This is a genomic window from Candidatus Devosia phytovorans (assembly GCA_029202405.1).
Taxonomy (GTDB): domain Bacteria; phylum Pseudomonadota; class Alphaproteobacteria; order Rhizobiales; family Devosiaceae; genus Devosia; species Devosia phytovorans.
The window spans coordinates 1,136,049-1,160,524 of sequence record CP119312.1 but is presented as its reverse complement, the minus strand read 5'-3'; the positions used below and the strand labels follow the sequence as shown (position 1 = coordinate 1,160,524).

Here is a 24,476-nt window from a genome sequence, read left to right as displayed (position 1 = left end):
GGACTATCCGAAGCTGAAGTTGCCGGCCGAGACCAGGTCACCGGTGAGCATGTTGATCGTGATGGCGTCGTTAGCAGAGCGGAAGAATCCGTCCTCGCTGATAAGGCCGATCGGCACGCCGGCCGAGGTAAAGAATGCAGTCTGCCCGGCCATCAACCCGATGCGCGTCGGCTGGGTCGGATCGGTTGGCACATCGAGAAACAGGGTCGCCGAGCGGAATGTCCCGTCATTGACCGCCGCCTGAACTGCATAGCGCGCCGAGTAGCCCGATGGCGCTGCCTGCGCCGTCCACCGGATATTGACCTCGGCGGTGTTGCCGCCCATTGCTGCATAGAGACTTTCCAGTGCTTGGGCGATTGCGCCGCCCGGCCCGAGTGCCACCTCGATGATTTCAGTGAAGCTGGCCGACAAGCCCTCGAGCTCAACGCCGATCTCGCGGAATAGCGCCTCGCGCTTGGTATAGTTCTCGCGATCGACCTCCTCGAGCAGCGTGCCGAACTGCTTGAACTGCTCGATGAGTTGGCGCGGCTTCAGGCCGAGCTGAGCCAGCACGTCCTGGGCGACGTTGGAAAGATCGAGCGCGATATCGCTGGCGCCGAGCCGGATATTGGGCGTAGTCACCGCCAGCCAATCGCTCCAGTTGGCTGCCGGCGGACCGACGAAGATGCCGCGCACATAGCAGAGCACATTCGGCGGGAACTGGCCCTGCAGCAGCCAACGCCACGGATCGGCGTAGGGCTGGCTGTCGCCGTCGAAGATCAATGGGCCATCTTCGCCCCCTGCCCGCACCTGGACACGGACGCGCTCCACACCCGGCACGCTGCCGGCAGCACGCACTTCAATGGTCGGACGGCGGCTTGCGCCATCGGCATCGACGATGATGCCCGGGAATACCTGCCAGCCCTGCATGGGCATGGGCTTGGGGCCGACCAACGATAGCGGGCCATCAATGGGCGGGCGATAGTCGGTAGCTTGGTCCCAGTCGTAGTCCGATGGATCGACTTCGGTCAAATCGACGATGACGTCGAGGTTGAACTTGTAGACGACGCCATCGACGCGAAAGAGCTTGTCGACATAGCCATTGCGCGCGGATGTCCAAAGTACCACGTCGCCGGGTTCGATCCGCCGGAACTCCGGGCCGAGCACAAAGGTATGCCGGCGCGCGCGCTGCGCTTCGTCGATTGCCCATTTGACCAGGCGCTGCACCTGGCCGGCATACGGGACGAGATCCAGCGAGATCGGGATGACCAAGCGACGATTGCCAGCAGCCGGCTCAAGATCGGGCCGGAGTGAAGTGAACTTCTTGTCGTTCCAGCCCTCGGCCGGGTTGGGATAGCTGGCGACGATGCCGTTGACGGTGTCGGAAAGCGACTGGAACGGGCTGAAGCTCTGCTCCTCGGTCGAAAGAATATCGCCATCGGTAAATGCCATCACCGGAGCGCCAGGTGGGCCGGCAAAGACCGTATAGGTGCCGCCATTCTCGACCAGGCGAGCATTGGCAGCTGTGAGCAGCGCTTCTTCGGTCTGTGCAACCTGCGCACCGACTTGGATTTCACCGCCGGCGCGATAGGTCGGCTCCGCGCCGCCAGGACCGGCGATATCGGCTTGGGCGTCACCAATGGCCGCAATCCAGTTCTCAACCGGCAGGCGGGCCGCGCTCGTGCCCTGCATGCCATAAAGCCACTGGCCCGACACCCGGTCGGCAATGCCGCGCTTGAGGTTGTAGAGGTGGACGAAGGGATTGAAGTCCCCAACGCCACCCCAGGTTGAGAAGTCATTCCACCTGTGGGCGCCGGTACCGCCGACCGTGCTATCCAGAGCCGGATTATACCAGCGCGTGCCGTGCGTGACGAACTTGAGCTCCGGAATGCCCTGAAACAGTGGCTTGTCGCCTTCGTCGTTGCGCTCCGGGGCACGGGCGAAGACCACCACATAGGCCATGCCGCGACCGATGCGCGAAGCTTGATAGGGGCGGTCCGGATCGGCAGCAAAGGTCGAGACCAGGAATGGATCGGCCGCCACCTGGCCGCCGTCGTAGAACTTGATCCAGAGATGATCGACGCCGCCGACGCGATAGTCGGCAACCGGCCAGCCATAGTTCGGATGCGGCTGATCCTTCAGCAGCGTGCAATCGACACCGGCCACGATCGGATAGCGCAGTTCGCGGATCGGCAGATCGTAGAGCGCGATGACGCGGGCCGACATGACGCCGCCGGCGCCGAATGTGTTGTGCCAGACCAGCGAGCCCGCCGTGCAGCTTTCGCCCAAGGCAATCGAACGTGGCACATCTTCGCCGGCCGTGAGCTTGCCCTGTACGCCGAACTTGGGCGGCTGGGGCTCGGCGTCATTAGCGCCGCGACCAAGCGAACTAAGAACGAGACCGGCCGCGACCTGAAGGCCTGCGGCCGTGACGCCAGCAAGGAACGTCCCGGCGCCGAAGATGGCAGCGCCGATCGAGGTAAAGATTGCCATATGTGTGCGACCTCAGCCCAGCGGCTTCAGATAGTGGGTTTCGGTTTCGCGGAATCCGGCCCGGCGATAGATGATCCCGGCACGCGGGAATGATGCGAGCGCAGCCATGCCGGCGAAAGCGCAGCCCTGCTCTTTGGCCCACGCCTCATAGGCGTCCAGCATGTGACCTGCGAAGCGGCCACGACCTTCCGGCGCAATCCACCAGACAGTTTCCATGGCGTAGCGGACCGCCGCGAAGGGATGCTCCTGCGCGCTGGCCAGCAACAGGCCGGAATCGCCGCAAACCAGTGCCAACAAATTCGGCTCGGCTATGTGCCGATCTACCAGCGCCATGGCGTGCGGCGCGCTGAAGAAGAACGGCAGACCGCCGGCAGCGTGGGCATCGCGAAGATGCCGAACCATGCGCGCGCGGTCGGCAGCACCGGCCAAGCGAACGTCAGAGGAAGCCAAGCACGCCTCCCCAGCCGAACAGGCCGCGCTTCTTCGGCTGCTGCACAGCCTCGACCTTGTTCTGGCCGACCGCGCCCCAGTAGTGATCCCAGTCGCCACACACCGCGGCGTCGCGGAAGAAGTCGTCACCCGGCGCTCGGATCTGCTGATCAGCATGGCTTCGCGTCGAGGGGTTCGAGCGAAGCAGCTCCTGGGTGCCGCTGGCGCAGGTCAGGACCGCAGCGCCCTCCTCATTTTCGGACGGCGTTCTGATCTCGATCTGGTCGATGAAGCCAACGAAGATCGGCTCCGCTGGGTCGACGAGCTTTCGACTGTCGGGATCGAGCAGCCCGGTATGGATCTCGATGCGCGCCTGCTTGCAGTCGTATAGGCGCAGGGCCTCCTCCACCTGGTCGTGAAGCTGCGACATCGTCACGGTGACGTTCTCGACGCTGACGCCGACGATGGCGGGAATATCGCTGATCGAGATCAGCGAGCCTGACCCGTGGAAGTCGCGCGAGACAGGCAGCCCGGTATCAGGGTCGATCACCAGCGCGGAGACGTTGGCGAGGTCGGACCAGAAGCCAACCTGCACCGGCGCCCCCGTCACGCGGTCCCGCGCCTCGATCCATAGGAAGTCGCGCGGCATCAAGCGCCGCGCCGCCAGAGCAGCCACGGTGTTGGCAGAATACTGCTTCATGGATCAGCGCGCCTCAGTGGCCGAGAAGGATATGCGGCCTCGCCCGGTACCGGCATCAGCCGACGAGGACAGAGAACGAGGATCGACGGTCATCAGGCACCAGGGCTTCGAGATCACCACGTCCTGACCGACGGCGGTACCGGGCCAGAGGTGGGGCGTGATCGTGAAGAGCGGGGTCAGGTTGCCCGTGGCTGGCTCCTGGACACGATAGAGCCCAGAGCCGATCCGGAGCATGTCGCCGACCGACAGTTGAATCCCGACGAGGTCAGCAACGCGCACCGTCTTGTCGTCATCGCCGATGGCGCTCAGCTCACCAGTGGGCAGAGAACCGGCGCCGGGATGCGCGATCGGCCGGCAGCGGCTCGACTGCCATGCCTTGAATGTCATCTGGCTGACCATGGCCTGCTCGATACGAGCGCGCCACATGTCGAGGTTATTCGGCGAAAGCGGCTTGCTCGTCCACGAGGCGCGCCAGAGTGGCTGGCCGAAGTCCTTTACCCGCGTCCGTCCAGAAGCATGGCGGGATTGCTCCTGCCGCGCCATCAATTCGAAGTCCGTGGACCAGCCAGGAAAATTTTCGAGCAAGTCGAGCGGTTCGATAAGCGGCATGATAGACAAGCGTCCCTTAATATGGAGACTCAGATTTGACGGGTTCGACGTCGTACCAATTCAGCTCGTTAGAAGAGGCCGTGCGAGCGCTCTTCGACGAACTGAATAAAACCAATTCTGCAGTGGTTGAGCTGCGAGCTCGAACAGAGGCGCAGCATCGAGTGCTGGCCACGCTCAGTCATTATTTGTCGATCAACGAGAGCATCGATCGCTCCGTCTTCAACGACCAGTTGGGAAGGTTGGCAGAGTCTTATCGCCAGATCAGTGGGGACTTTGACGATCCGGCTTCGCAAAGCCAATTCGCTCAAACCGCTGACGATTTAGAGCGATTGCGGATCCCTGACTTTTCCGAAAGCAGCACCACTCCCTTTACCGTCATCGACGGCGGCAAGAAGTGATCATCTCCACTTTCGATTGAACGTCCGGACGATGTCTTTCGTCTTGCCCTCATGCTCTGCCGCGATCTTCCGCACCACACGCTCGACGCGTGCGATGGATTCCGCACTGCCATCCTGAACGGTGATATTCGGTGCGAAGGGGAAGCTGAGGTTGTCTCCCCGGCCGCCAATCGACGGAACGCTTGGCACGGATATACCTCGTCGCATCGCTTCCACCGCAGCCACGCCGCCTGACCTTGCTATGTCTCGCTGCGACCACACCACCTCGCCACGATGGACAAGGCCTGCCGGCTGATACTTCCCACCAGCGCCGGTGTAGCCGCCCTCGGAAAAGCCGAAGAGCTTGCCGAAAAGGCCATAGTTGCCACCGCCGCTTCCGAAGAGGTTATTCATCCCCATCTGGATCAGCTGGCTGCCGATGTTCTTGAGCATGTCGCTGAAGATCTCGCCAGCGTCGCGGCCTTCGATAAAACCGTCGACGATGGTTTCGAGCGCGGAACTGGCAGCGTCCCGCATCCTGTCCATCTGCTCGACGCTGGCAGCCTGCGCTTCGGCCAGCCTTGCAGCCTCAACCGTAGCAGTGGCATACCCCTCGGAGAGCTGCGCCATCTGCGCCACTCGTGCGGGCGTCAGCTCGATGCCCGCCTTGGCGGCAGCATTTTCGAGCTCGACCTGGGCGCGAGCTTTCTCGACCGCATATCCGTAGTCGTTGATCAACGGGTTGAGCGAAGCCATCGCGGCGGTTTCCCGCAGCAAGCCATCAATACGTTCCTGCATCGACCGCGTAGCATCGCCGTAAGGGTCAGCCTTGGCACCTCCACCGCCGCTCTTGCGTGTCCGCGAGCCCGAGCCAGCGAAGGATGCCAGATCGCCGTAGGTGGGCGGGTTGTTGAACTGAGGAAATGTTCCAAGGTCAGTCGTCATTGGACTAGGCTCAGGCCCCACCACGTCCAGCATCTTGCGGAAGGAAATATCTTCCAAGCCAGCCGTTTCCGCAGCGAGACGACCAACCGACGCCCTCGCGAGTTCGATCTGAGAAACCCACCCCTGCAGGTCAGAAATGTCTGCCGCCCAATCTGGAAACTTGGTCGCCAGTTCGTCCAACTCTTTCCCTAGATCCTCTGCACTTTTTTCGCCGCCCTGATAGGCATCAACAACTTTCGAAATGGCCGCCTGATCTTCGAACTTGGCCTGGGCTCCAAGTCGGAAAGTAGCCGCTAAGTCCTCTAGACCAGCCTCGTATTCACGCAGCATAATCGCGGCATCTTCCGTCTCCTGCTGGACGGCAGCAATACCCTCAGCCGAAGAGAGGCGCGATTGAGCAGCTGCCGCCTCGTCGATCTGCTCCGCCGATTCCTTCGCTACTAGGCCCATTCGCTCGAGCATCGCGTTGAACCGGTCGGTGCGCTGCTCGGCCTCGATCGCCTGATTGGCGAAATGCCCCAGCGCCAATGCTGCTGCACCACCCACGACCAAGCCGATGACGCCGGCGTTTGCGCCAAGGGAGGCGAAAGCCGGGCCGAGCCCGCCGAGCCCCTGAGCTGCGCGTGCTATCCGAACAAACTCCGTCAGCGCCTTGGTTGTGGACATGATCTGCACGCCAGCACCGACGATCGCTCTACCTGCTAGTGCACCGGTGATGGCCGTCGCCGCGGTGAGCGCCGCACTAGCGACAGTGTCGAGGTTATCGGCGACACCGATGATCGCCTCGGCAATACGCGCTGATGCACCAGACGCCTGATCTGCGCCGCCCACGTATTCGAGAAAGCTGTTCTGCAGAAGCTGGATGGCATCGCCGATGGTGGCCTGCATGCCGTCAGCTTCGGTGCGCAGCGTCTGCATCTGAGAGGTCAGCGCCGTAAAGACGCTCGACGACTTGAGCTTGCCCTGTTCTCCCAGCTTGCGGAGCTCGTTCGTCGTGACGCCGAGCCCTTCGGCGAGCGCCTGCGCAACGCGGCCACCCGACTGAATTACAGTGTTGAGTTCGTCGCCGCGCAGCTCGCCCAGCGCCATAGCCTTGCCTAGGGCATCAATCACCTGAGTGGCGCGCTGTCCCTTTGCACCAGAGACGACCAGTGCGTTGTTCAGCGCCTCAGTAAAGTCGAGCGCCTGGTTGGTGCTGTAACCTAGTTCTGAGAGCGATCGGGCGTTGACCAAGTAACTCTCGGCCGTCACTTCCAACGACGAGTAGGTGCGCCGTGCGATGTCGCTGAGGCGCTCCATCACGTCAGCGCCCTCACGGATGCCGCCGGCGGCGATGCGCACGCGCCCATTGAGGTCGGTCCACACATCTGTGAGTCGGATCAGTTCCCGAGCGCCAAGCGCAGCGCCGACCCCAGTCAACGGCGCGATGAGGCTGTTCGCCATGTTTTTGCCGATGCCGTCGAGACGTCGGTTCGTCTGCATCCATGTCTGCTCGACCTGGCGCGCAGCACGCGCGCTGATGCCGTTCATCTGCTGCAGGTCGCGCATGAACGGCTTCATCTCCATGCGCATAACTGCGCGGAGTTCTTCAATTGTCGTTGCCATGAGTTACCTGCTAAAACCCCTGCTCCCATCGGGGCGGAGGTGAAATGAAGATCTTGGTCGGACTGGCCAGTGTCGCCGTAATTGCATTCGTCGGCTATTTCTTCTGGGGCGAATGGCAGCAGCGACAGGCGCAAGAACAATTGCGCGTAGCAGCCAATGAGGAACGGGCACGAGCGCAGGATAGCTTGCAGCTGCTCACCGCCACCGCTCCTGCCAGTCGCAACACCGTACCTCTGATGTGCCGTTATCTTCGTAGTGCGCCCGACGGGATCGCCATCGACTTCGAACAATCCCTGAAGGATTGCGAAGTGCTCGGGCTTTAAGTGCCGAGCCGCCGGACCATTTCGAGGTGCTCGTCGTAGGTGGGCGCCTCAGTCTTTTCCTCAGCACCATTGGCCTTGGCGAAGCCATCCGCCGCGGCTGTCAGCTCCCACAAACTGAGCCGATCCACTTCCCGGGGCGACCAGCCCATTGCCGCGCCGACGCCGTAATAGGCGGAGAACTTCAGCTTTCCGTCGCCGGTGCTGTCGGCGTTGTCTCCGCCGGCGCTTTTCCCGCTGGATCGTCCTTGTCCGGCGCGATGGCGTGGATGACGATCTGGGCGGCCAATCCAACATGCTCGTGGAGCCCGGGCGCATCTGGGTGGTCGAAATGCTTCATCATCAAGACATCGGCCTCCGTCGAGGTCATGCCGGCGCCGAGCAACCCGAGCCGGATCGTTTCGCGCAGATCATCGACGCGCCAGTCGCCGCCGAAAGTGCGGATCGACGCATAGACGTTGAAGTCTGCGATGTAGTCAGGATCCGCCTTGCCCAGCTCGTAGGCATCTTCGCGCGGCCGCTTGTTGTGATCGGCAGCAGGCGGGAGAGCGATGAAGCGCGCGACCAGAGTGGCCGGACCGACGCCGGTCGCGTCCTGGAGGTCGCGCAGCTCGCCTATGCCGAGGCGAAACTTGCGCTTCGCCCCGCCAAAGGGTTCTTCGACATACCGCGCCATTAGGTGGCCGGCACCCAGGTGATCGCACCATCGCTGGCAAGCGCCACGGTGGCCGAGACATAGCCCTTGCCTTCCTTGGCAATGCCCAGGCTCGTGGCGACGTAGCGACCGGCGAAGTGACCACCGCCAGCGGCCGAGGCCAGGTCGATCAGCACGCGGACATTGAAGGGCTCGCCCGAGAGCATATTGTCGCGCAGGCGGGCGAAGCTCATCGGGTCCATCGTGCCGGCGCCATTGATGCCAGCGGATAGGGTGTCGATCGAGCGGAGCACCCACGCCGGAGCATCAGGCTCTTCGCAGTTCGGCTCCGTAGCATCGACGGTGGTGCCCTCGATGGTAAAATCCTGCGAGGTGTTGATGGTGCAGTTGTAGGTGAACACTTCCGGATCGGCACCGTCACCGAACTGGATAAGCAGCTTTTTGGTCGTCGCCATCTCGTGGCCTCCAAAGAAAAGGCCGCTCGAAGGCGGCCGGGTTAAGTCAATTCGGTTGAGCCTCGACGGCCACCACTATCCGCGCTCGGTTGAGCAGGGTTTGCGCCTCTCTTGAGAGGAACACGCCATCGACGCGCATCCGGTCCACGGCGAAGCCGGTGACGACGAGACCGTCGAATTCATGGAAGGCATCGCGGACGACCGCGGCCCGTTCTTTCACCTTTCGAGAAGTCTGCTCGTCGTCCCAAAGGTCGATCTGCACCGACACCTCAGATCGATCCCAGCACATCTCGTCGATCGGCACGGCAGAGATGACGCCGACGGTCGCATATGGAAGCGTCGCGGCCTCGGACACAAAGTCGTAGACCCCTATCTCCTCGCCCAAGATGGCCCGCAGGCGGTCGGTCATGGCTTGTTGCAGGGCGACGGTGGGATCGCTCAACTCTGCCTCCCCATGCTCTTCAGGGTCCGTTTCCAACCAGCACGAACCTGTCGAGCGACCTTACGCTTTCGAGCATTGATGCCAGGGTAGAAGAATGCGTTGGCCGGCATCTTCGAAGTCCCGAACTCCTGGGCAAACGCGTAGTCGTACTCTGCCGAACCACCGCCAGACTTGTTGTCTCGAATGGCTACGGTCGTCTCGGGTCCGCCAGCTCGAATAACAGCGCCGATTTCAGGCTCGGGCAGCGGTTCGGACTTGATCGTGCCGACCAAGACCATGTCCTCTTTTGGAGCCAGCGCTCGCTGCAGCATGTTGATTTCGCGTGCGCCTTGCATCAAGTCGGCCTGGGCTCGCACTCGAACCTGCTGAGGAACACGCCGCAGCCTCTGATGCAAACGCGCCATATTGAGAATCTTCAACTGGGTTCACTCCAGAAAGAATATTGTCGCAGCAGTCAGTTGGACTGGTGTCTTACAGAATTACGGCGGCTGGGTATCGACTCCAGCCGCCGCCTTTGTTCCTCTGGATCTGCCAAGAACTGGAGGAATCGAATGATAGTTTCTGAAGACCAGACGGTGAAACGGGCGCTGGCCGTAGAGGGCGCTCTGGCCATGTTGGTGGGCGCACTTGTCACCAAAGAAACGATCAGCGCCAAAGAAGCGCTGTCGGTAGTCAGGATGCTGGCGAACTCATCCGCTTTTTCGGCGGTGAAGCATGCCCCTCTGATCGAGAAGTACGAGAAGCTTCAATCGCTCGAAGAAAGCTCTCGCTAAGTCGTTCCATTTCAATAGCGATGTCTTGAAGCAAAACCTCTCGCACCCGTTTCTCCTACAAGAAAGGGCGCTCCATGGTGGAGCGCCCTGTTAATTAGCCAGCGATGACCTTACCCATCACCAGGCACGAGACGATGCGCCGGAACTTGCCGTCACCTAGGGGGCCTTCCCCATAGACCGCCCCTCGCGGGCCGCAGAAGACATTCTTCTTGAGGGGATAGGGATGCTCGATACCGATTGACCCATCAAAGCGCGACACCACCGCAGGCGTCCGTCCGTCCAACTCCCAGACGTTGGCATCAAAAACTACAAACGCGCCGCCGATTGTGATTGCGGCCAGACCGTCTTGGCACGGCGCCGGCTCAATCGATCTTGCCAGCGCGCCCATTACGCCACCCTTGCGAGGTGCTGACGCAAGGCAGCAGCAACAGCGGGTTCGGCAGCCTTGGGGAACGCTTTCGCAAGAACCGTGAGGCCGCGCGGCGTCACGCGAACCTGGGTGCCGATCCACTCGGTACCGTCAGGACGCGGTCCGGTTGTGACCTTGTGCTCGAGATAGCCGGCGTTGATCTTTGCCTGATAGGCGAGATCATCCTTTGCTCCCGCACGGCGATACGTCCACATGTGGGTACGCATCCACTTGCAGAGCACTTGGGGAGGCACACCAAGATGCTTCGCTGCTTCGGTCCGGTTCATGCTGCCGTGAGTTTCGGCAATCTGCTCAAGAGCCTCTACCGATGGAAGCATCGACGCGATGATATGATCCTTCTCGGTTACCTGTCCCTGCAGGTGCCCAACTACGCCTAGCAGGACCGCAGGGTCCGAAAAATCGATGGCCGCAGGTTGCGCCGCGCCGCGCTCCAACTCGTCCAGTCGGTCGATAACCTTCTTGCGGAGAGGGATGCTATAGCCGGTGACGAGCGTCATCGTCAGATCGCGGGGCAAAGCCAGTTCGACATATTTCTGGCCGTTCTGGGGGTCTGCCCAAAACTGAGCATACCCCTCCTCAGCCAAGTCGAGGGCCGCGAGCATGGTTCGGGCATCACGCAGAACGTTGCGGTGCTCCTTATCGACCAGCGCAGCAATCTCGCGAGTGGTCATTGTGAGGACGGCGGAAGCCGTGGTATTGAGCAATTCGTTCATCTGAGGCTCCTTACAGCCTTGGTTGATAGATAGGGCCGCCTGCCAGGGCGGCTTTGTCGTTTCGCAGCGGGGCTTAGGTTCCTAGGCCGCACGCCCCGCTGCTTCCTCCTGCATCCGGCGAAGGGCCTGGACGATCAGGGTATTTTGCGAGGCTGCTTCGCGCCTCGATCTTTTCTCCAGCCAGAGCTTGAGGTCTGCCGGGATGCGTAGCGTCAATTTCGGCATATCGTCGCTTGGGTACATCTTTCCTTTTTCTCGCGGTTGCGACAGCAAAATAGCTAAACACAGAATGGTGTCGACTCGACATGATGTCAAGTCGCCACGATGGAAAAGGTGTCAATTCGCTAGTATCGGGTAAGCATGACAACAAAACCTCCCGCTCCGAGTGATCTCGCAGATAAGTTTATGCTTCGAATGCCCGCCGGTATGCGAGATCAAATCGCCGCTGATGCGAAAGCTAACGGACGGAGTATGAACGCAGAAATCCTGGTGCGCCTCGACCAGCCATATCTCGATCTATCGGACTTGGGCATCATCGCGATGTTCAAAAGGCTTGAGGCTACGACAGAGGCACTGGAAGATTTGTACTTCGCCTCTCGCGATCTGGATTTGAACGCTTACATCCATGACGTCGCCCGCTCAGGCAGAACACTCTCGCGTCAGGAAGCGGTCTACAGCATCCTGAAGGATTGGCTTATTGGCCACGGCTACCTTGAGAACCCTCCTTCAAAAGAAGACGCGAATTGAACCTCGAGGACCGTCTCGTTGAAGCCGCCAAAGACCGCCCGCGTGGGGGCGACGCCGACAATTTCCTGTCGCCGAGACAAGTCACCGTGCACAACGAGAAAACCAAGATGCTGGCATCCGGCATTGATCGAGCTGGCACGGCATGTCTTACCGTCGGTACGCTCACACCCGTAGCGGCCTATCTCTTCAACATCGCGAATGCCCGGACCACCTTCGTACAAGGCGAACTGGTTTGGGGTATTGTGGTATGGCTCGTTGCTGCGATCGCGCTGCACGTCATGGCCCGCATGGTGCTGGGAGACCTACAGTGACGTTTGATATTCTGTTCTATGCTTTGCCCATCGTTATCACTGCCGCTTCGTTCGCCGCCGTCGCCTGGTCACAGTGGCAGACGAGAAAGATGCTTATGACAGCTAGAGCCCAAGCAAAAGCGTTAGCGGAGCAGGCCAATGCCAAGGCATCGGAAGCCACCGTAAGTGAAAACTTTGATCAGACGGTCGTTTCGGTGAAGGCCGAAAGCAAGTAGCGCCGAGGGCCGCGTTCGACAACTTACCCCGCGCAACTGGATGGTGGAGACTCGACTCCCTTACCTAGTTCTGCTTGGATTACGTGCAGAAGCTAGGGAGGCATGTGATGGCTAAGGATCAACAGGACCGGAACCCACCGCCTCTACCGCCTCCGCCGCCTCCGCCGCCACCGCCGCCTGAGCGTTGGGTGATCCGAGAGAATGACGATAAGTCTCCACGTAGGACCAAAGATTAGTCACGCCGATCACGGCGACTAGCCCACCCAAAATGACAGCGCTCAAGCCGAGCCGCTTTGCCCAGCGCATGGCGAAACCTGATTTGGCGTTTACCAAATGGTTGGCCGTCTGGCTTTCGAAGGACTTCTTGAGATATTCCTCGATGAGGGCTTCCTCGGTTACGTCAGGTCGCGTAGCCCACTGCCAAAAATCAGCTGACCTGCCTGGTGCACCGACATTTGCTGTCTTAATTGCCCGAAAGCAAAGCCAGCATGCACCTGCCAGACCTATCGCTGCGATAATGGCTCCGCTCACGAGCCACGGACGTTCAGCGAAGGGTGGAGCTGCTACCAGAGCAGCAATACCCGACATGAGTGCCAAGATCATCGTCACGTAGATTCGAAACAGTGCGACCGACTGGCGGTCACTTGCAGCAATGGTGTTGAACAAGGCAACGTCACGCGCACGGACATCATCCAACAGCACTTTCAGTTCCACTTCAGCCATGTCGGCTTTTCCTTTCAGTCCACCGAGCCGCAGGGTTGCACGGGTAATCTCTGGATGGAACCGCCAAAGCAACGGTTCAACTTAAGCCGCCTTCGACGACGAGCCCTTCAAGCCAGGCATTCCGGCCATCTGGATCAGCGAATGGCGACGTCACTGCAAACACTCTCTTCGGGTTGCGCTTATCGACGAACTGCCAAGACGTCGTGATCTGCCGTGTCTGCGAAGTGTTTCGGACTGTGAGGACATACGGCTGACGCCCTTCGAGCCTGGCAGCCAAAACGGCCTCGCTACCCCGAAGAGGTCGCAGGCCTGCGCTGATCTCGAATTGCTCTTCGAAAGGCCCGGCGCCTGGCACTGGCTGGCCCCAGCCATCGTCTTGGTTTCCACGCATCTGAGCGCTGAGACGCTCTCGAAGTGCTGCAGCCCGGCGAAAGTTTTCAGCCATCAGTCTTTGACGGGCTTGGTTGCGGCGGAGACCTTTTCACCCTTCTTGGCTTTAAGGGCAGCATCGACAACCGCGTTGGTAATTTTGCCGGATGCTGCTGCACCTGTGACGATGTCGCCCTCATCGCCCTTTTTGAATGCGACGGTGATCATTGCCGTCGGGCGATAGTCGAAGTCATCGGTGAATTTGAAGCGTTCGGTCATCAGACAGACATCCTTCTGAATGGAGAGATAAGGGCCTTCACGGCGAAGGGGAGTTCATTGGCTGCCGTGGAGACGGTGGCTTCGCGGTTCTCGAACCATGTGCCGACGAGCAACAGGATCGCCACCTTCAGTGGCGCCGGCACTTCTCCGCTGGCATAGCCTGCTTGGAATGTGACGCCGACAGCGCGCCGCTCATACAGATCGGTCGGGAACTGGTAGCTGTTGCGGAAGCGCAGATAGACGACGCCTCGATCATCCGCCTCGGTCAGATACTCATCGTCGTCGACGGTCGAAAGCTGCCCAGCAGCATTGCGCCAGGTGACGCTACCGATCTCGCCAACAGGCGACAGAGGCAATACGAGACGGCTGCAAAAGCCATCGAAGTCGATGCGCCAGGTCTGTTCCTGCAAGCAGCGGTCGAGAATGCCGGTCGGTCCGTCGAGATGGGCAGTTGCGGCGCGGATATAGGCTTCAATCAGCGGATCTTCTTCAGTCGCTGGGACGGTGCCGTTGTCGTCAGGAAAGGCGACGCGCAAATGCATCTTCGCATCATCAAGCGAGACGGCCAGATCAGTCGCAGACTCGACGAGAACCGGGCTATACATCGCCAGCTCCCGAAACCTTCCGCAGCAGCGGATAGAGATCGCATTCGATCGTAGAGCCGTCGCCATTGACCAGCGTCAGCAGACCTTCGTCACTGACCTCGGCCGATATCACCGGCTCGCCCGGATCGCCCTTCACAGTCTTGCCAGGCTCACCCTTGACGCTTTCTCCCGGCTCACCGCGCTTCCCGCGCGCAGCCACCATCTGCCATCCTTCGCCCGGGCAGTGACCTGGATCATCCTTCCGAGCGACGAACGAACCGCCATTGAGGGCGACCAGATCAAGCGCCAGATATTCGCCGGCAGCTTCATAGGTGCCGCGAACACGCAGCGAGCGACCGTCAGAGCCGTTCTGCCCACCCTTGGCAATGCAGGTCCAGTCTTCGTGGCCAGGCGCCCTGCCCGTGTCCTTGTTGGCCTGGAAAGTCGAGCCATCCGAGATGCAGCACTCGCCTTCGTAATAGACACGATCTTCCCATGCCTTGACGGTCGGGAGCTTGCCGGGCGCGCCAGGCTGGGCAGGAGGAAGGGCCGATACCGCCTCCTGCACCATCCGTGAGAGCACAGGCTCGACATCAGTGAGTTCAACACTCTTGCCCGGCTCTGCCGGCGGCAGTTGCTCAACGAGTTCGCGTAGCAGCGGCATTATTTCTTCGACCGTGACCGACCGCCCAGGCTCGGCCGGAGGGATTGCTACAACTGCCCGCTCGACCATTTGTGCGAGCATCGGCTCGACATCAGCAGGCTCGATGCTTTTCCCGGGCTCGGCCGGCGGAAGATTGCCAACTGCCTGCTCGACCAAATCGCGGAGCATTGGCGCCACGTCATCGACGCTGACAGAGCGACCAGGCTCGGCCGGCGGCAACGCGCTCACAGCGTCCTGGACCTTCGCCGAGATCATACGATCCACTTCGGCCATGTCGACGTCGGCGCCTGGCTCGCCGGGCTCAGCGGGCGGCAACTGCTGAATTGCAGCCGCCACGGCTTCATTGACCATGCGCCGGGTCTCAGCCGGATCGGCATCATCACCCTTCTGCGCAGGAGGCAAAGATCGAACAGCCTCATCGACCAGTTCAGCAAGGCTGGCAGCATGATCAACTGCCCGAACAGCTTCCAGCTCGCTCTCGAGCTCAGCGATACGATCAGAAAGGGGACGGACGGCCTTTGCCAACAGGTCGGCAATGACTGGCGCCGCGCCCTTCATCAGGGCGGCGATGTCGCTATGGTTCATGCGGTGATCGCCTCAGTGAGGTTGATACAGGAAAGCCCGCCAAATTCGCGGGCAGAAACTAATTTGCTCAATAGCCGTTCTTGCTGCGGGGCCGTTGGCATGGGGAGCGGCAGGCGCCGAACTGGCGCTCCCCATAGCTCCCGGAACCTACTCAGCATCCCACCATTGAAGACAGCCGGCGCTCCATCATTGCCCCCGAGGCGCCGGTGCGATGCCTCCAAAGCATCGGCCCAGAGGCCGTCATTCCCGTGGCGGCCTCTGGTGTGAGTTTACACCGCATTTTCAGTAGTAAGGTTAAGGCCTGATACTCGTGTGACCGGACCGCACAGAGTGTTAGTTAAGTCCCGAGCCCGGCAAAGCGCCAGGAACGCCCACGAGATTGCTGAGCAATCTCGGCCAGTACCGCGTCCGAGGCTCGCCATGACAATCCGCAATATTCAGATCGCCGCGATGTGGGTGTTTCTAGCCCCACTTATTTTGATCCTCGGCACCCTTGATGTTGCCACCAAAGGGCGGTCGAGGAGCTGGCCATTAGGAGATCAGGCTCCAAATGATCCAAACCGCGGCGATCAATAGCAGCCAAGAGCAGATCGCCAGAGCGATCACCACCTGAGCGTGCATACTGCGCAGCCAAGCAACTGCTCGGGGCGAATAGCCCGCTGCAAGAAGCACTCGATATATGCGCTCCAACACGGGCTCCCTCGGTTCCGTATTCCCCATACGGAACGACGACTTGATGGGGTGTTTCAGCGTTCACTAAAATTGCGAGTTCCACAGGATCGCTATGCTCCGCCGACCCGTCGGTCTGTGAGAAGAAGCTGTGTCTCGATTTCGCGGAATTCCGCGAAGAGAAATGCCTTCGCGGCGGCTTCCTTCTCATCGTCAGTCAGTTCGTCTTCTTGTTCGTCGGTCGGCGCTGGCGGGACCACAGGCTCTTCACGGAGCTTGCCCGCCATGCTGAGCGGGATGTCCTGCATCTGGACGTAGAGTTCGTCGCCGCCTTTCTTCCGCGGAAGGTTGAGTTTCGACCGGGCCTCGTCCGAGGTCATCACCTTGCCGGTGGCGGCCGTCAGGGCTTCGAGCATTTCCTTGAACGACGAACGCAGCAAGGCTTCGGTGTCGAATTCCAGATACTCATCGGGCATGCCCTTCAAGCCGAATAGGTTGCCGATGCTTTCCTCGATGTGGTTGAGCACGAAGCCAAGGCCAGTTGCCTTCCAAGACGCCATCAGGGCCTCGGTTGAAGCAAATGGGGTGCCGCCGACGCCAAGGATTTGGAGAGGCATGCGGAATGCCAGGGCCACGTTCTGGTCGGACAGCTTCAACAGGTCAGCGAGGCGCCCGTCATTGGCATTCGTCGTCACCGGCTTGGCCTTGAGGCCCCATGCCAGGATCGGAGTGCCGCCAGCACCTTCGCCGCGCGTCTGCTCATTCCAGCGAGCGCGCAAGTCTCGAGTCTGTTCCGCATTCAGCTGCTGATCCGTCTCCAGCATGAACGAGGGACGCGCCTCGTTGAGATAAAAACGAACCTGCTGGTTCAGCGCCGCCCCGGACATGGCCAGGTCGAGCGCCACAGCGAGGATCGGGCTCACACCGGCCAGCGGGTGCCGCGGAGTGTGCAGGCGAACATGCAGGACGTCTCGGGCCGGCACTGGCAAGCTAAGGTCATAGCGACGCTCGGCAATGTCATTGCCCGAAAGCGCATAGAAGATCGAGCCATCTTCGGCGATCAGCGGCTTGCCTTCCAGCATGCGGTGAAGCTCGGTGATTTCACCGCGATTGTTTCGCACCGCATAAGCGTATGCTGCGCCCTTCCGATACATGCGATCGGTCAGGTTCAGCAGGAAATCGGAGATGCTCTCGTAATCATTGGGGCGCTTGATGATGCGGGACAAAGCGGAATTGGTCACGCGACGGCGGCCGCCATTGCTTTCCAGCGCCCAATGTGCGCCAGGGCACATGGCCACCGTCTGCGCATATGCCGAGACGCAAGCCTCGACCATCGCACCGCTCTCGCCATACGAGTTCAGCGAGTAGCCAGACTGCCACCAGTTGAGGATGCTGCCGCCCTTGGCCGACAGCCATCCATCAGAGAGCATGTAAGGGCCGGGTCGATTCTCGCCCTCCCCGGACTTCCCGGTAAGGGCTCGGAATGTCCGGGTGAGCCAGTTTGCCATGGCGCTTAGCGGCTCTTGTAGTTGTCGAAGTTGCCGGAGCGCATCTTGTCCAGGTCAGCCTGGGACGGATACGGGTCAGGGGTAGGTTCCGTCGCCTTGGCATCGGTTTCGGCGGGCTCTTTGCCCGGTTCCTGGCCGGCCAGTTTCGCATCGATACGCTTCTGAAGCTCGGCTTCATCCCAGCCATTGAACGGCGCCTTGCCGAACAGCTCGGTGTAGTCGGCGCGGAGCTTCGTCTTTTTCTCATCAGACATAGCGTTTTCCTTAGGTTTGAGTGGGGGCGAGGGCGAAGCCGCCCTGCCCTACTTTTTGACCGCTCAGCGGTTCAGGGCGTGGTGTCGACCGTGAAGGACCAGTCGGCGCCGTCGATCCACTGGATCATGCCCGGGCGGCGCATACCCCAGGTCACATCGAGCAGCATGCGCAGGGCAACGCTGGCCGTCTGGAACATGGAGATAACCGGGGCAGCGACAGCGTTCGGCGAACCGGCAGTGCTGATCTGCTGGGGCGAGGTGTCCTCGGCATGGATGACTGCTTCTTCGCTGACGTCGAATTCCGGCTGATCGCCGGCGGCCGTTGCGAAATCGGCAGCATCCAGCATGATGAGACGGCCGGCGGGAACGTTGGTCGAAGCGATCGGCGTGATGCCGGCTTCTTCCAGGATCGCGCGCAGCACGCCCAGCTTGCCATCAGGCCCCGGGACCAGGCCAAGGCGACGAGCTTCACGCTTGTTCAGCAGCAGGACGAGGCTGCGGCCAGCCTTGGCAGTGTCGAACGGCGCGGCAAGGGTTTCGATGTCTTCCATGACAGCGAGCCAGCCACCGGCTGCAGACGCGGTGAGCGCCGACACGCCATTCAGCAGACCAGCAGGACGGATCGAGCTGCCGGCCTGGTTGTCGATCAGCAGCGTATCGATGGCCTCGGCGGTATCGCCACGGATTTCCTGGCGCAGGAGACCCTCGATCTGAGGATTGCTGTATTTCGCCACTTCCTTGGTGAAATAGGAAATCACGCCCATCTTGTGGGGGCTCAGCGTGAGCGAGGTCAGGCCGAACCGGCGGACCGGGATCGGTGCGCCTTCACCAACGAAAGAGCCGCTAATCGACGGCGTGGCCGCACGACGAGGAACCTTGATCTGACCGCGGCCGACGCCGAACTGGAGGTTCGCGCCGAGGGCAGCCAGGCGGGGATAGAACGAGACGTCGCGAAGGGTTTCGAGGAACGCGACGGTTTCGGTCTCGATCAGCTCGGAGGCCCAACCCTGAACGGTAGTCTTGGCAGGATCGACGGCGGCACGGACGAAGATATTGGTGCCTTCGTGGTCTCGATACCGCTCTTCCAGGACCTGCAGCGGGTCGCGCTGGGTGACATTGGCGATCAGCTGAACGACTGCAGCACGGACGACGAGATCGCCAGCCTTGGGCTCACGCTCCTTGATGCCGAGCGGCTTGCGCACTGCCGGCGCGCCGGGCTTGCTGCCGCCACCATTGGGAACAGTACGCGAAGCGAGCGAACGTTCGGCGGTCTTGAGGGATTCGAGACGCGCGGAGCGCTCTTCCATTTCCGCCTGGAGGGTTTCGGCCTGGTCGAGATCGTAGTCATCTTCACCGACATGCGCTTCATAGGCGTCGCGGGCGGCGTTGTAGTTGGTCTGCGCATCCTCGATGCGCTTGGTCAGCGGGCTCATGGCCGTGCCTTTCTGTGTGGGAGTACGAGGTTTGGCGGCAGACTTGCCGGGGGTAGACACGTCCCGCCGCCTCACTTCGGCATGCTCGCCAAAGGCCAGGGACATGGTTTCGGGTGAGAGATGCATGGACTTCGCCAGCTGCAGCGCAGCCGGGTTTGCAGGCACCGACACGAGAGAGGTTTCGATCAGCTCCTGGGACAGGTAGCGCTGACCGGCATAGGGTTCTTTGGCATCAAGCGGCTCCCACTTCTTCGGGATGAAACCGACGGACACGGCGCGCAGGATGCCCTGCTCGACCAGATTGATCAGTTCGTCGATGCGGGCGCTCGTGCCCTTCGTCGCAAGGACGAGCCGGCCAATGAGCTTTCCGCCTTCGACACGCAGGTTTGACCAGGTGCCAATTGGGAAGTCGTTCGAATGGCCAAAGAGGGCGATGGGGTTCTTCTTGAAGGCCTTCAGATCCCAGCCATTGGGATCGATGATGTCGCCGTAGCGGTCGACGGTCGCGTCAGACAGCACGAAGTCCAGCCCGTCGCCCTTGGCGGCGAGCGTCTTGAAGATCGCTTCCATTTAGATTTCTCCTGCTCAGCCGAGCATTGCTGCGACTTCGAGTTGTGCTTTCGCGGCCGGGTTGCGGGCCATCAGCGTCACGGCATTGAACATCGCCATTGCCGGATCGATCTTGGCATCGCCGGCGGTTTGCTTAGTCGCTCGAATGCCCGTTGCCGTCGGCTCAATCTTCAGGTTCGGCACACACCAGTTCATCAGCGGGCCGCCGCAATGCTTCAGCAGGCCAGAAGCCAGCCGGCGCTCGGCGCCCTTGATGCTGCTCATCATCCAACCGCCTTGGGGCGCTGCGACGAGCAAGCCAGCCTCTTGAGTGACCTCGATTTCGTCGAGGGCATCTTCCATTTCGCCCAAGCCGGAGGCGTCAACCGCGACCCCGCCGAGCAAACCCATGTCCTTGATCCGAGTGATGTGCTCGATGATCGTTGCGACATCGCCGAGCGGATCGTCGAGCACGGTCAATTCCCGCGCCGCTTGAAGCGTTTCGAGCCTAGTGACCAGCTTCGGACGCAGCTTGAACAAGCCCTTGTGGCACCAGGCGTGCGACCAAGAAAGCCAACGCTTCATGCGCCGCTTGGACTTCACACCGTCAATCTCGAATTCAACCTCGATCTCTGCCGGTTCTCGGCCGAGAACGGTCAGGCCAAAGAGATCGTCGAGGCCGCCGCCGTCGATACCGACCACGGCGACTTCACTGCGCTCGAGTATCCGGTCCAGAGCCTCATAGTGGGACAGAGCGCCGAGCTCTTCGTCCTTCGCGGCTTCCCAATGGTCGGCGCCAGGCCAGCGGTTCGCCCGCAGGTTGATGCCGATTTCGACATTGAGATGCTTGGCCAAGAAGGTCTGAAGGCCACTGCCCTCGCCCGTTTTCTCCTTGATGAACTCGCGTTCCAGCCACTGCTGGCTGACTGACCGACCCAAATTCGGGTTGGTCACATAGAAATTCTCCGGCTCCTCGTAGGCCTTGGCCTTGAGCATCGCCTCCGGAAACTCATAGAGCACCGGCAGGAACTGCGGGTCGACCACTTCGCCGTCGCGCACCTGGCGCGCATAGTCCAGCTTTGACTTGAAGACGCCGGCCGGCGGTTCATCGCTCTGCGTCGAGGCGTAGATGACGAAGCCTTCCGGCCTTGAGACCAGACCACCCGTCGCCTCACGCAGCATAGCGTCAGCATTGGGTCGCTTTCCGAATACCCAAAGCTCGTCGATGAAGATGCGGCCCGACTTTTTGCCGGAAACCGTATCGGTATCAGCGGCCACCACCTTCAAAGCGGCCTTATTGTTCAGATCGGTGATGGTTCGAATGTGATCCTGGACATGCAGGAAACCATTCTCGCCGGCATTTGCGTCAAGCTCGGGATCTGCACGGACCATCGCAGATGCAGGCTTATAGGCGTTCTTCGCGACTTCAATCGTCGGGGCGAGGATGAGAATTTCCTCCTCAGCCCGCCAGTTCACAATCAGTGCGGTCAGCATGATGCCGGCCGCGACCGTCGACTTTGAGTTCTTTTTGCTGATCAACAGGAAGAATTCCGTGATCAGTTGCCTGCCCGTGTCCGGATCGTTGGCGCCAAAAATTGCGGAGACGAAGTCGAAGATGAACTGATCACCGACCTCGCCGAACGTCGGCTGGCCTGGCAGATCAACCACCCGTAGCGACTTGAAGACCTCCAGCGCGTGATCAGCCTCGCTCTGATAGAGTGGCTTGAACGGTATCAGCGACTTTCGGTCGACTATCCTTTGCTCCCAGTCAGGACAAGCCGTGCTCCACTTTGGCATTTATGTGTTGTCCACCACCATGCGCGGCGCGGCCCGCGGCGCGAATTTTCCACCTGGGGCGCGCGCCGCTTCCGCGTTTGCCTGGCGGGAAGCCTTCTTCCCCTTGGCTGTGTCGGTTGCCGTCTCGCCCATGGTCTTGAGCGCCAGCGCGATCGTCTGAAGCGTCTTTGCCCGGGTCGGCAGGCTCACTGCCTGCTTGATTGCATTGATGCGGTCAGGATCGGTCTCATTCATCTGAATGATGACCTCCATCTCGCCCATGTGAAGCGTTTCGGCGCCGAGCTCATCGAGCAGACGGTCGGCGATATTGCGGCCGCGGCTGATGACCTCTTCGACCTTCGTGACCTCTGCCGGCGCCGCGCTTTCGGCAGGATGGTTCGCACCCGGCGTTACCTGCGAACTTTGCTTCTGGTTCGCAACCGTCCAGCCGTGCTTTTTGGCCTGCTTGCGGATCGCGGCATCTGAGATTTTGTACCACTTCGCAATCGCCCGGATACTCTGCTTTCCGGCCCGATATTCGGCCTCGATAGCTGCCCAGTCGATGGCGCTTTTTTTGTCACTCATGGGTCAGTACGCGCCTTGGTTCGCACCCTCGTTTTCAGTCAGCAAAAAAATCTCTGCGTGAGGGAGACGCGGGTGCGGAGCCGACGGCCCTCAGGGACTTTCGACCGCCCCCCCGGTCACCTCCTCGGGGGCGGCGGCGGCAGCCCATCACCCTGCGCCGTGGTCGGTCGACAGATATCGCGCCGGGGTGGAAGCGGAGGCGTCGGCACGCGGCTGTAGCCACCGTTCCAGATGATGAGGATCAGCAAGGGCGCGGCACCGATACATGCACCGGCAACAGCCGCTGTGATCAGGAGGCGAAGCAGCTCGGGTGTCATGCTCTCCGCTCCATGGCCTGCGCCTCGCTGTCGTGCCATTCCTTCGACACGGCTTCGAGGTTGTTGATGTCCCAGAACAGCTGCTCATCGCCCTTGTGCGGAATCTTGTGGTGGACGACAGGGCTGGTCTGTGCCGGCGCCTTGCCGGTGAGGATCACGCCAGTGTGCTGGCAGGTGTAGAGGTCACGCTCGAGGACAGCCTGCCGAAGCTTCTGCCATCGAGCCGAATGGTACCAGCCGCGCACTGTTGCGTCTGGGCTGTACCTGGTGTCCCTCACGTCTCGCATTGTGGATAGCCGAGGAGCCAGCTTGCTCAGCCTGGGCTTGAGAGTGGTAAGCTTGGGCATCAGGAGGAGTGACCTATGTCCGACGACAACAAGATGCCGCCATCCGTTAGCCTCGGCGTGGTGAACGGCCAACACTTCGTTCATGTCTATGAAGACGGGGAACGGAAGAAGCTGGGGCCATTCTCCACTGCTGCACAAGCAGCAGATGTTGCAGCTAGAGAATCCAAGCGCTTGGGCTTGGGACGCTGAACTTTCGCCCGCTCATCGAACCTGTGCACATCTTGCACAAGTTGGGAGAACAGGCCGAGCACCTAAGCGCCCGACCGAGATAAATCTATGTGGCTAGGCCGGCATTCGGCCGGGGTCGAAGTGGCCGGCGACATAGAGGTCATGGTTCAGCAGACGATCAACAAAAGCCTTGGCGCGCACCCGCATGGGGTGGCCGGTGTCGATGACATGGGCGGCACGGTCGAGAGCCAGGCTGTCACGATGATCGAGCTTGGGCAGGACATAGGATTCCACGGCGCGGGCGAGTGCCACGAAGGGCAGCGCGAAGGCGGCGAGGACAACAGCAAACAGGCGCATGAAGTAGCGCATGGGCAGTCCTTTCGATGTTGGGTGATCTGCGGGCAACAAAAAAGCCGCCTCGTTTCCGGGGCGGCTGTCGCTTGATACGATTGTATCAACGTCGCATTAACTGCACAAAACGCTGATTTGCGACGTTCGTCAAGCGGCCTTTGCGCTTTCAACAATTCGACGCTTCGGCCGCTGGATAATGCCCAGGTGGTGACCGACGGCATTGAGGGCTAGGCGAAGATCGCCGATCATGTGCGAGTGCTGCTCATCGCGGATCAGCAGATAGTCAATTGCTGCCCACATGTTCGAGCCGCGGTTCTCGTGAAAGCCCTGCTCCTGCTGCACTGCCGCCTGGATGGCCTCGAACTTCTGGACCCAGCGCCGGCAGCGGGAATCGTAGTCAGCACTCTCGCCTTGGTCACCACCACCTGATCCGGTGCGAAGCGCGTTCGGCGACTTCACAGCCTTCTGGAAATTGGCGTAGGCGGCCAGGTATTCGGTTGCAGCCTCATACTGAGCCTCGGTGATTCCGTCGGTCGTGTTGCGGCGCCCAGCCATGCACAGGCGGCCGATGAACGTCGCTGCCTTCTGATCCCGAGCGTCCTTCTCCGACAGACCGAAGACGCGCATGCGCAGCGCAATCGCATCTGCATTCTCGTTGTAGGCGCCGGCGGCCCTGCTGATCGCTCCTGACTTGGTGCGCTTCACTCCGGCCTTACGTGGTCTGCCCTTAGCCATTCTTTCCCTCTTCGTTGGTGGTTCTGGTTGGATTAGGCCGGCAGCCGAGTGCCCAGGCCGTTCTTTTCGCTGGTGTCGTTGAACTTCTTGACGACGAGCGGCCCGAGATCGATGCCGGCCGTGATCGCGACGAGGATCGCCGTGTGCACGACATCGGCCAGTTCCTCGCCCAGGTGCTCGACGGTGTCGCGCGAGCCGCGCCAGCCCTGCCGCTCGCGCTCCAGCTTCTTGATGACATTGCAGGCCTCGCCGACCTCGCCAGCCATTTCATTGCCGCGGAACGACAGGTCGGGCTTCTGATCAGGGCACCATTCCTCCTGCCGCTCGATATGGGCCGCCTGCAGCTCTTCGATGGTCACTGGGATCGTCTTCATTAGCTTTC

32 protein-coding genes are annotated in these 24,476 nt (G+C 61.0%); 7 read left to right on the top strand and 25 right to left on the bottom strand.

From position 1 onward, the window contains the following. Positions 1-3 precede the first annotated feature (3 nt). From P0Y65_05870 to P0Y65_05855, 4 genes are read right to left on the bottom strand one after another with little or no spacing between them, the layout of a single operon-like run. A complete protein-coding gene (locus P0Y65_05870; GenBank protein ID WEK05783.1) occupies positions 4-2,472 on the bottom strand; it encodes a phage tail protein in 2,469 nt (822 codons plus the stop codon). A gap of 12 nt (positions 2,473-2,484) precedes the next feature. Further along, positions 2,485-2,922 carry a GCN5 family acetyltransferase gene (locus P0Y65_05865; protein WEK05782.1) on the bottom strand — a complete coding sequence of 146 codons (438 nt, stop codon included), beginning with the start codon at positions 2,920-2,922 and terminating at the stop codon, positions 2,485-2,487. Next, on the bottom strand, positions 2,909-3,601 hold the full coding sequence (locus P0Y65_05860; protein ID WEK05781.1) for a hypothetical protein: 693 nt from the start codon (positions 3,599-3,601) through the stop codon (positions 2,909-2,911). Before P0Y65_05860 ends, P0Y65_05865 begins: the two co-directional genes overlap by 14 nt. Before the next feature lie 3 nt (positions 3,602-3,604). After that, a complete protein-coding gene (locus tag P0Y65_05855; GenBank protein WEK05780.1) occupies positions 3,605-4,210 on the bottom strand; it encodes a hypothetical protein in 606 nt (201 codons plus the stop codon). 35 nt (positions 4,211-4,245) lie between these two features. On the opposite strand from P0Y65_05855, the gene P0Y65_05850 reads away from it, so the two are divergent. After that, the gene (locus P0Y65_05850; GenBank protein WEK05779.1) at positions 4,246-4,608 is read left to right on the top strand and encodes a hypothetical protein; all 363 of its coding nucleotides are present in this window, start codon (positions 4,246-4,248) and stop codon (positions 4,606-4,608) included. Here the strand turns inward: P0Y65_05850 and P0Y65_05845 are convergent, their stop codons facing one another. Then, the gene (locus tag P0Y65_05845) at positions 4,609-7,137 is read right to left on the bottom strand and encodes a tape measure protein (protein WEK05778.1); all 2,529 of its coding nucleotides are present in this window, start codon (positions 7,135-7,137) and stop codon (positions 4,609-4,611) included. Between the two features lie 44 nt (positions 7,138-7,181). On the opposite strand from P0Y65_05845, the gene P0Y65_05840 reads away from it, so the two are divergent. Beyond that, positions 7,182-7,460 (top strand): hypothetical protein, encoded by a 279-nt coding sequence (locus P0Y65_05840; protein WEK05777.1) that lies wholly within the window; start codon positions 7,182-7,184, stop codon positions 7,458-7,460. A gap of 181 nt (positions 7,461-7,641) precedes the next feature. Here P0Y65_05840 and P0Y65_05835 read toward each other — a convergent pair whose 3' ends face one another. From P0Y65_05835 to P0Y65_05820, 4 genes are read right to left on the bottom strand one after another with little or no spacing between them, the layout of a single operon-like run. Further along, a complete protein-coding gene (locus P0Y65_05835) occupies positions 7,642-8,133 on the bottom strand; it encodes a gene transfer agent family protein (protein WEK05776.1) in 492 nt (163 codons plus the stop codon). Beyond that, a complete protein-coding gene (locus P0Y65_05830) occupies positions 8,133-8,567 on the bottom strand; it encodes a phage tail tube protein (protein ID WEK05775.1) in 435 nt (144 codons plus the stop codon). The genes P0Y65_05835 and P0Y65_05830 overlap by 1 nt, the downstream gene beginning before the upstream one ends. 46 nt (positions 8,568-8,613) lie before the next feature. Further along, a complete protein-coding gene (locus P0Y65_05825; protein WEK05774.1) occupies positions 8,614-9,009 on the bottom strand; it encodes a DUF3168 domain-containing protein in 396 nt (131 codons plus the stop codon). Beyond that, complete coding sequence (locus tag P0Y65_05820; GenBank protein ID WEK05773.1) at positions 9,006-9,428, bottom strand: hypothetical protein; 423 nt, start codon at positions 9,426-9,428, stop codon at positions 9,006-9,008. The genes P0Y65_05825 and P0Y65_05820 overlap by 4 nt, the downstream gene beginning before the upstream one ends. A 132-nt stretch (positions 9,429-9,560) precedes the next feature. On the opposite strand from P0Y65_05820, the gene P0Y65_05815 reads away from it, so the two are divergent. Next, positions 9,561-9,782 carry a hypothetical protein gene (locus tag P0Y65_05815; protein ID WEK05772.1) on the top strand — a complete coding sequence of 74 codons (222 nt, stop codon included), beginning with the start codon at positions 9,561-9,563 and terminating at the stop codon, positions 9,780-9,782. A 94-nt stretch (positions 9,783-9,876) separates the two neighbouring features. Here P0Y65_05815 and P0Y65_05810 read toward each other — a convergent pair whose 3' ends face one another. Then, a complete protein-coding gene (locus P0Y65_05810) occupies positions 9,877-10,170 on the bottom strand; it encodes a hypothetical protein (GenBank protein ID WEK05771.1) in 294 nt (97 codons plus the stop codon). After that, entirely contained in the window at positions 10,170-10,925 is a 756-nt protein-coding gene (locus P0Y65_05805; protein WEK05770.1) for a phage regulatory protein/antirepressor Ant, read from the bottom strand. Before P0Y65_05805 ends, P0Y65_05810 begins: the two co-directional genes overlap by 1 nt. A gap of 405 nt (positions 10,926-11,330) precedes the next feature. On the opposite strand from P0Y65_05805, the gene P0Y65_05800 reads away from it, so the two are divergent. From P0Y65_05800 to P0Y65_05790, 3 genes are read left to right on the top strand one after another with little or no spacing between them, the layout of a single operon-like run. Then, positions 11,331-11,672 carry an Arc family DNA-binding protein gene (locus tag P0Y65_05800; protein WEK05769.1) on the top strand — a complete coding sequence of 114 codons (342 nt, stop codon included), beginning with the start codon at positions 11,331-11,333 and terminating at the stop codon, positions 11,670-11,672. After that, entirely contained in the window at positions 11,669-11,983 is a 315-nt protein-coding gene (locus P0Y65_05795) for a hypothetical protein (protein WEK05768.1), read from the top strand. Before P0Y65_05800 ends, P0Y65_05795 begins: the two co-directional genes overlap by 4 nt. Further along, positions 11,980-12,198 (top strand): hypothetical protein, encoded by a 219-nt coding sequence (locus P0Y65_05790; GenBank protein WEK05767.1) that lies wholly within the window; start codon positions 11,980-11,982, stop codon positions 12,196-12,198. Before P0Y65_05795 ends, P0Y65_05790 begins: the two co-directional genes overlap by 4 nt. A 111-nt stretch (positions 12,199-12,309) precedes the next feature. On the opposite strand, the gene P0Y65_05785 is transcribed toward P0Y65_05790, so the two are convergent. From P0Y65_05785 to P0Y65_05735, 11 genes are all read right to left on the bottom strand, one after another. Further along, positions 12,310-12,921: a hypothetical protein gene (locus P0Y65_05785; protein WEK05766.1), complete on the bottom strand. Its 612-nt coding sequence runs from the start codon at positions 12,919-12,921 to the stop codon at positions 12,310-12,312. Between the two features lie 76 nt (positions 12,922-12,997). After that, entirely contained in the window at positions 12,998-13,366 is a 369-nt protein-coding gene (locus P0Y65_05780) for a head-tail adaptor protein (protein ID WEK05765.1), read from the bottom strand. Beyond that, entirely contained in the window at positions 13,366-13,569 is a 204-nt protein-coding gene (locus P0Y65_05775; protein ID WEK05764.1) for a hypothetical protein, read from the bottom strand. Before P0Y65_05775 ends, P0Y65_05780 begins: the two co-directional genes overlap by 1 nt. Beyond that, positions 13,569-14,174, bottom strand: a complete 606-nt coding sequence (locus P0Y65_05770) for a head-tail connector protein (protein ID WEK05763.1) — start codon at positions 14,172-14,174, stop codon at positions 13,569-13,571. Before P0Y65_05770 ends, P0Y65_05775 begins: the two co-directional genes overlap by 1 nt. After that, positions 14,167-15,375: a hypothetical protein gene (locus tag P0Y65_05765; GenBank protein ID WEK05762.1), complete on the bottom strand. Its 1,209-nt coding sequence runs from the start codon at positions 15,373-15,375 to the stop codon at positions 14,167-14,169. Before P0Y65_05765 ends, P0Y65_05770 begins: the two co-directional genes overlap by 8 nt. 809 nt (positions 15,376-16,184) lie before the next feature. Beyond that, positions 16,185-17,579: a phage portal protein gene (locus P0Y65_05760; GenBank protein WEK05761.1), complete on the bottom strand. Its 1,395-nt coding sequence runs from the start codon at positions 17,577-17,579 to the stop codon at positions 16,185-16,187. Positions 17,580-17,584: 5 nt separating this feature from the next. After that, a complete protein-coding gene (locus P0Y65_05755; protein WEK05760.1) occupies positions 17,585-17,833 on the bottom strand; it encodes a hypothetical protein in 249 nt (82 codons plus the stop codon). 71 nt (positions 17,834-17,904) lie between these two features. Next, a complete protein-coding gene (locus P0Y65_05750) occupies positions 17,905-19,836 on the bottom strand; it encodes a phage major capsid protein (GenBank protein ID WEK05759.1) in 1,932 nt (643 codons plus the stop codon). A gap of 15 nt (positions 19,837-19,851) precedes the next feature. Continuing rightward, complete coding sequence (locus tag P0Y65_05745) at positions 19,852-21,612, bottom strand: terminase large subunit (GenBank protein WEK05758.1); 1,761 nt, start codon at positions 21,610-21,612, stop codon at positions 19,852-19,854. Further along, the gene (locus P0Y65_05740; GenBank protein ID WEK05757.1) at positions 21,613-22,176 is read right to left on the bottom strand and encodes a hypothetical protein; all 564 of its coding nucleotides are present in this window, start codon (positions 22,174-22,176) and stop codon (positions 21,613-21,615) included. Positions 22,177-22,489: 313 nt separating this feature from the next. Beyond that, entirely contained in the window at positions 22,490-22,738 is a 249-nt protein-coding gene (locus P0Y65_05735) for an HNH endonuclease (GenBank protein WEK05756.1), read from the bottom strand. 117 nt (positions 22,739-22,855) lie between these two features. On the opposite strand from P0Y65_05735, the gene P0Y65_05730 reads away from it, so the two are divergent. After that, positions 22,856-23,029, top strand: a complete 174-nt coding sequence (locus P0Y65_05730) for a hypothetical protein (GenBank protein WEK05755.1) — start codon at positions 22,856-22,858, stop codon at positions 23,027-23,029. A 93-nt stretch (positions 23,030-23,122) separates the two neighbouring features. Here P0Y65_05730 and P0Y65_05725 read toward each other — a convergent pair whose 3' ends face one another. The 3 genes from P0Y65_05725 to P0Y65_05715 all read right to left on the bottom strand — a co-directional run bounded on the left by P0Y65_05725 (position 23,123) and on the right by P0Y65_05715 (position 24,468). Beyond that, the gene (locus P0Y65_05725; protein ID WEK05754.1) at positions 23,123-23,377 is read right to left on the bottom strand and encodes a hypothetical protein; all 255 of its coding nucleotides are present in this window, start codon (positions 23,375-23,377) and stop codon (positions 23,123-23,125) included. A 129-nt stretch (positions 23,378-23,506) separates the two neighbouring features. Further along, the gene (locus P0Y65_05720) at positions 23,507-24,064 is read right to left on the bottom strand and encodes a hypothetical protein (protein WEK05753.1); all 558 of its coding nucleotides are present in this window, start codon (positions 24,062-24,064) and stop codon (positions 23,507-23,509) included. A gap of 62 nt (positions 24,065-24,126) precedes the next feature. Continuing rightward, positions 24,127-24,468: a MazG-like family protein gene (locus P0Y65_05715; protein WEK05752.1), complete on the bottom strand. Its 342-nt coding sequence runs from the start codon at positions 24,466-24,468 to the stop codon at positions 24,127-24,129. Positions 24,469-24,476 lie beyond the last annotated feature (8 nt).

Coding starts and splice junctions, on each gene's coding strand:
- P0Y65_05870 (WEK05783.1), bottom strand. CDS start 2,472: ATGGCAATCTTTACCTCGATCGGCGCTGCCATCTTCGGCGCCGGGACG.
- P0Y65_05860 (WEK05781.1), bottom strand. CDS start 3,601: ATGAAGCAGTATTCTGCCAACACCGTGGCTGCTCTGGCGGCGCGGCGC.
- P0Y65_05855 (WEK05780.1), bottom strand. CDS start 4,210: ATGCCGCTTATCGAACCGCTCGACTTGCTCGAAAATTTTCCTGGCTGG.
- P0Y65_05845 (WEK05778.1), bottom strand. CDS start 7,137: ATGGCAACGACAATTGAAGAACTCCGCGCAGTTATGCGCATGGAGATG.
- P0Y65_05840 (WEK05777.1), top strand. CDS start 7,182: ATGAAGATCTTGGTCGGACTGGCCAGTGTCGCCGTAATTGCATTCGTC.
- P0Y65_05835 (WEK05776.1), bottom strand. CDS start 8,133: ATGGCGCGGTATGTCGAAGAACCCTTTGGCGGGGCGAAGCGCAAGTTT.
- P0Y65_05830 (WEK05775.1), bottom strand. CDS start 8,567: ATGGCGACGACCAAAAAGCTGCTTATCCAGTTCGGTGACGGTGCCGAT.
- P0Y65_05815 (WEK05772.1), top strand. CDS start 9,561: ATGATAGTTTCTGAAGACCAGACGGTGAAACGGGCGCTGGCCGTAGAG.
- P0Y65_05810 (WEK05771.1), bottom strand. CDS start 10,170: ATGGGCGCGCTGGCAAGATCGATTGAGCCGGCGCCGTGCCAAGACGGT.
- P0Y65_05805 (WEK05770.1), bottom strand. CDS start 10,925: ATGAACGAATTGCTCAATACCACGGCTTCCGCCGTCCTCACAATGACC.
- P0Y65_05800 (WEK05769.1), top strand. CDS start 11,331: ATGCTTCGAATGCCCGCCGGTATGCGAGATCAAATCGCCGCTGATGCG.
- P0Y65_05785 (WEK05766.1), bottom strand. CDS start 12,921: ATGGCTGAAGTGGAACTGAAAGTGCTGTTGGATGATGTCCGTGCGCGT.
- P0Y65_05780 (WEK05765.1), bottom strand. CDS start 13,366: ATGGCTGAAAACTTTCGCCGGGCTGCAGCACTTCGAGAGCGTCTCAGC.
- P0Y65_05775 (WEK05764.1), bottom strand. CDS start 13,569: ATGACCGAACGCTTCAAATTCACCGATGACTTCGACTATCGCCCGACG.
- P0Y65_05770 (WEK05763.1), bottom strand. CDS start 14,174: ATGTATAGCCCGGTTCTCGTCGAGTCTGCGACTGATCTGGCCGTCTCG.
- P0Y65_05765 (WEK05762.1), bottom strand. CDS start 15,375: ATGAAGGGCGCGGCGCCAGTCATTGCCGACCTGTTGGCAAAGGCCGTC.
- P0Y65_05760 (WEK05761.1), bottom strand. CDS start 17,579: ATGGCAAACTGGCTCACCCGGACATTCCGAGCCCTTACCGGGAAGTCC.
- P0Y65_05755 (WEK05760.1), bottom strand. CDS start 17,833: ATGTCTGATGAGAAAAAGACGAAGCTCCGCGCCGACTACACCGAGCTG.
- P0Y65_05750 (WEK05759.1), bottom strand. CDS start 19,836: ATGGAAGCGATCTTCAAGACGCTCGCCGCCAAGGGCGACGGGCTGGAC.
- P0Y65_05745 (WEK05758.1), bottom strand. CDS start 21,612: ATGCCAAAGTGGAGCACGGCTTGTCCTGACTGGGAGCAAAGGATAGTC.
- P0Y65_05740 (WEK05757.1), bottom strand. CDS start 22,176: ATGAGTGACAAAAAAAGCGCCATCGACTGGGCAGCTATCGAGGCCGAA.
- P0Y65_05730 (WEK05755.1), top strand. CDS start 22,856: ATGTCCGACGACAACAAGATGCCGCCATCCGTTAGCCTCGGCGTGGTG.
- P0Y65_05725 (WEK05754.1), bottom strand. CDS start 23,377: ATGCGCTACTTCATGCGCCTGTTTGCTGTTGTCCTCGCCGCCTTCGCG.
- P0Y65_05715 (WEK05752.1), bottom strand. CDS start 24,468: ATGAAGACGATCCCAGTGACCATCGAAGAGCTGCAGGCGGCCCATATC.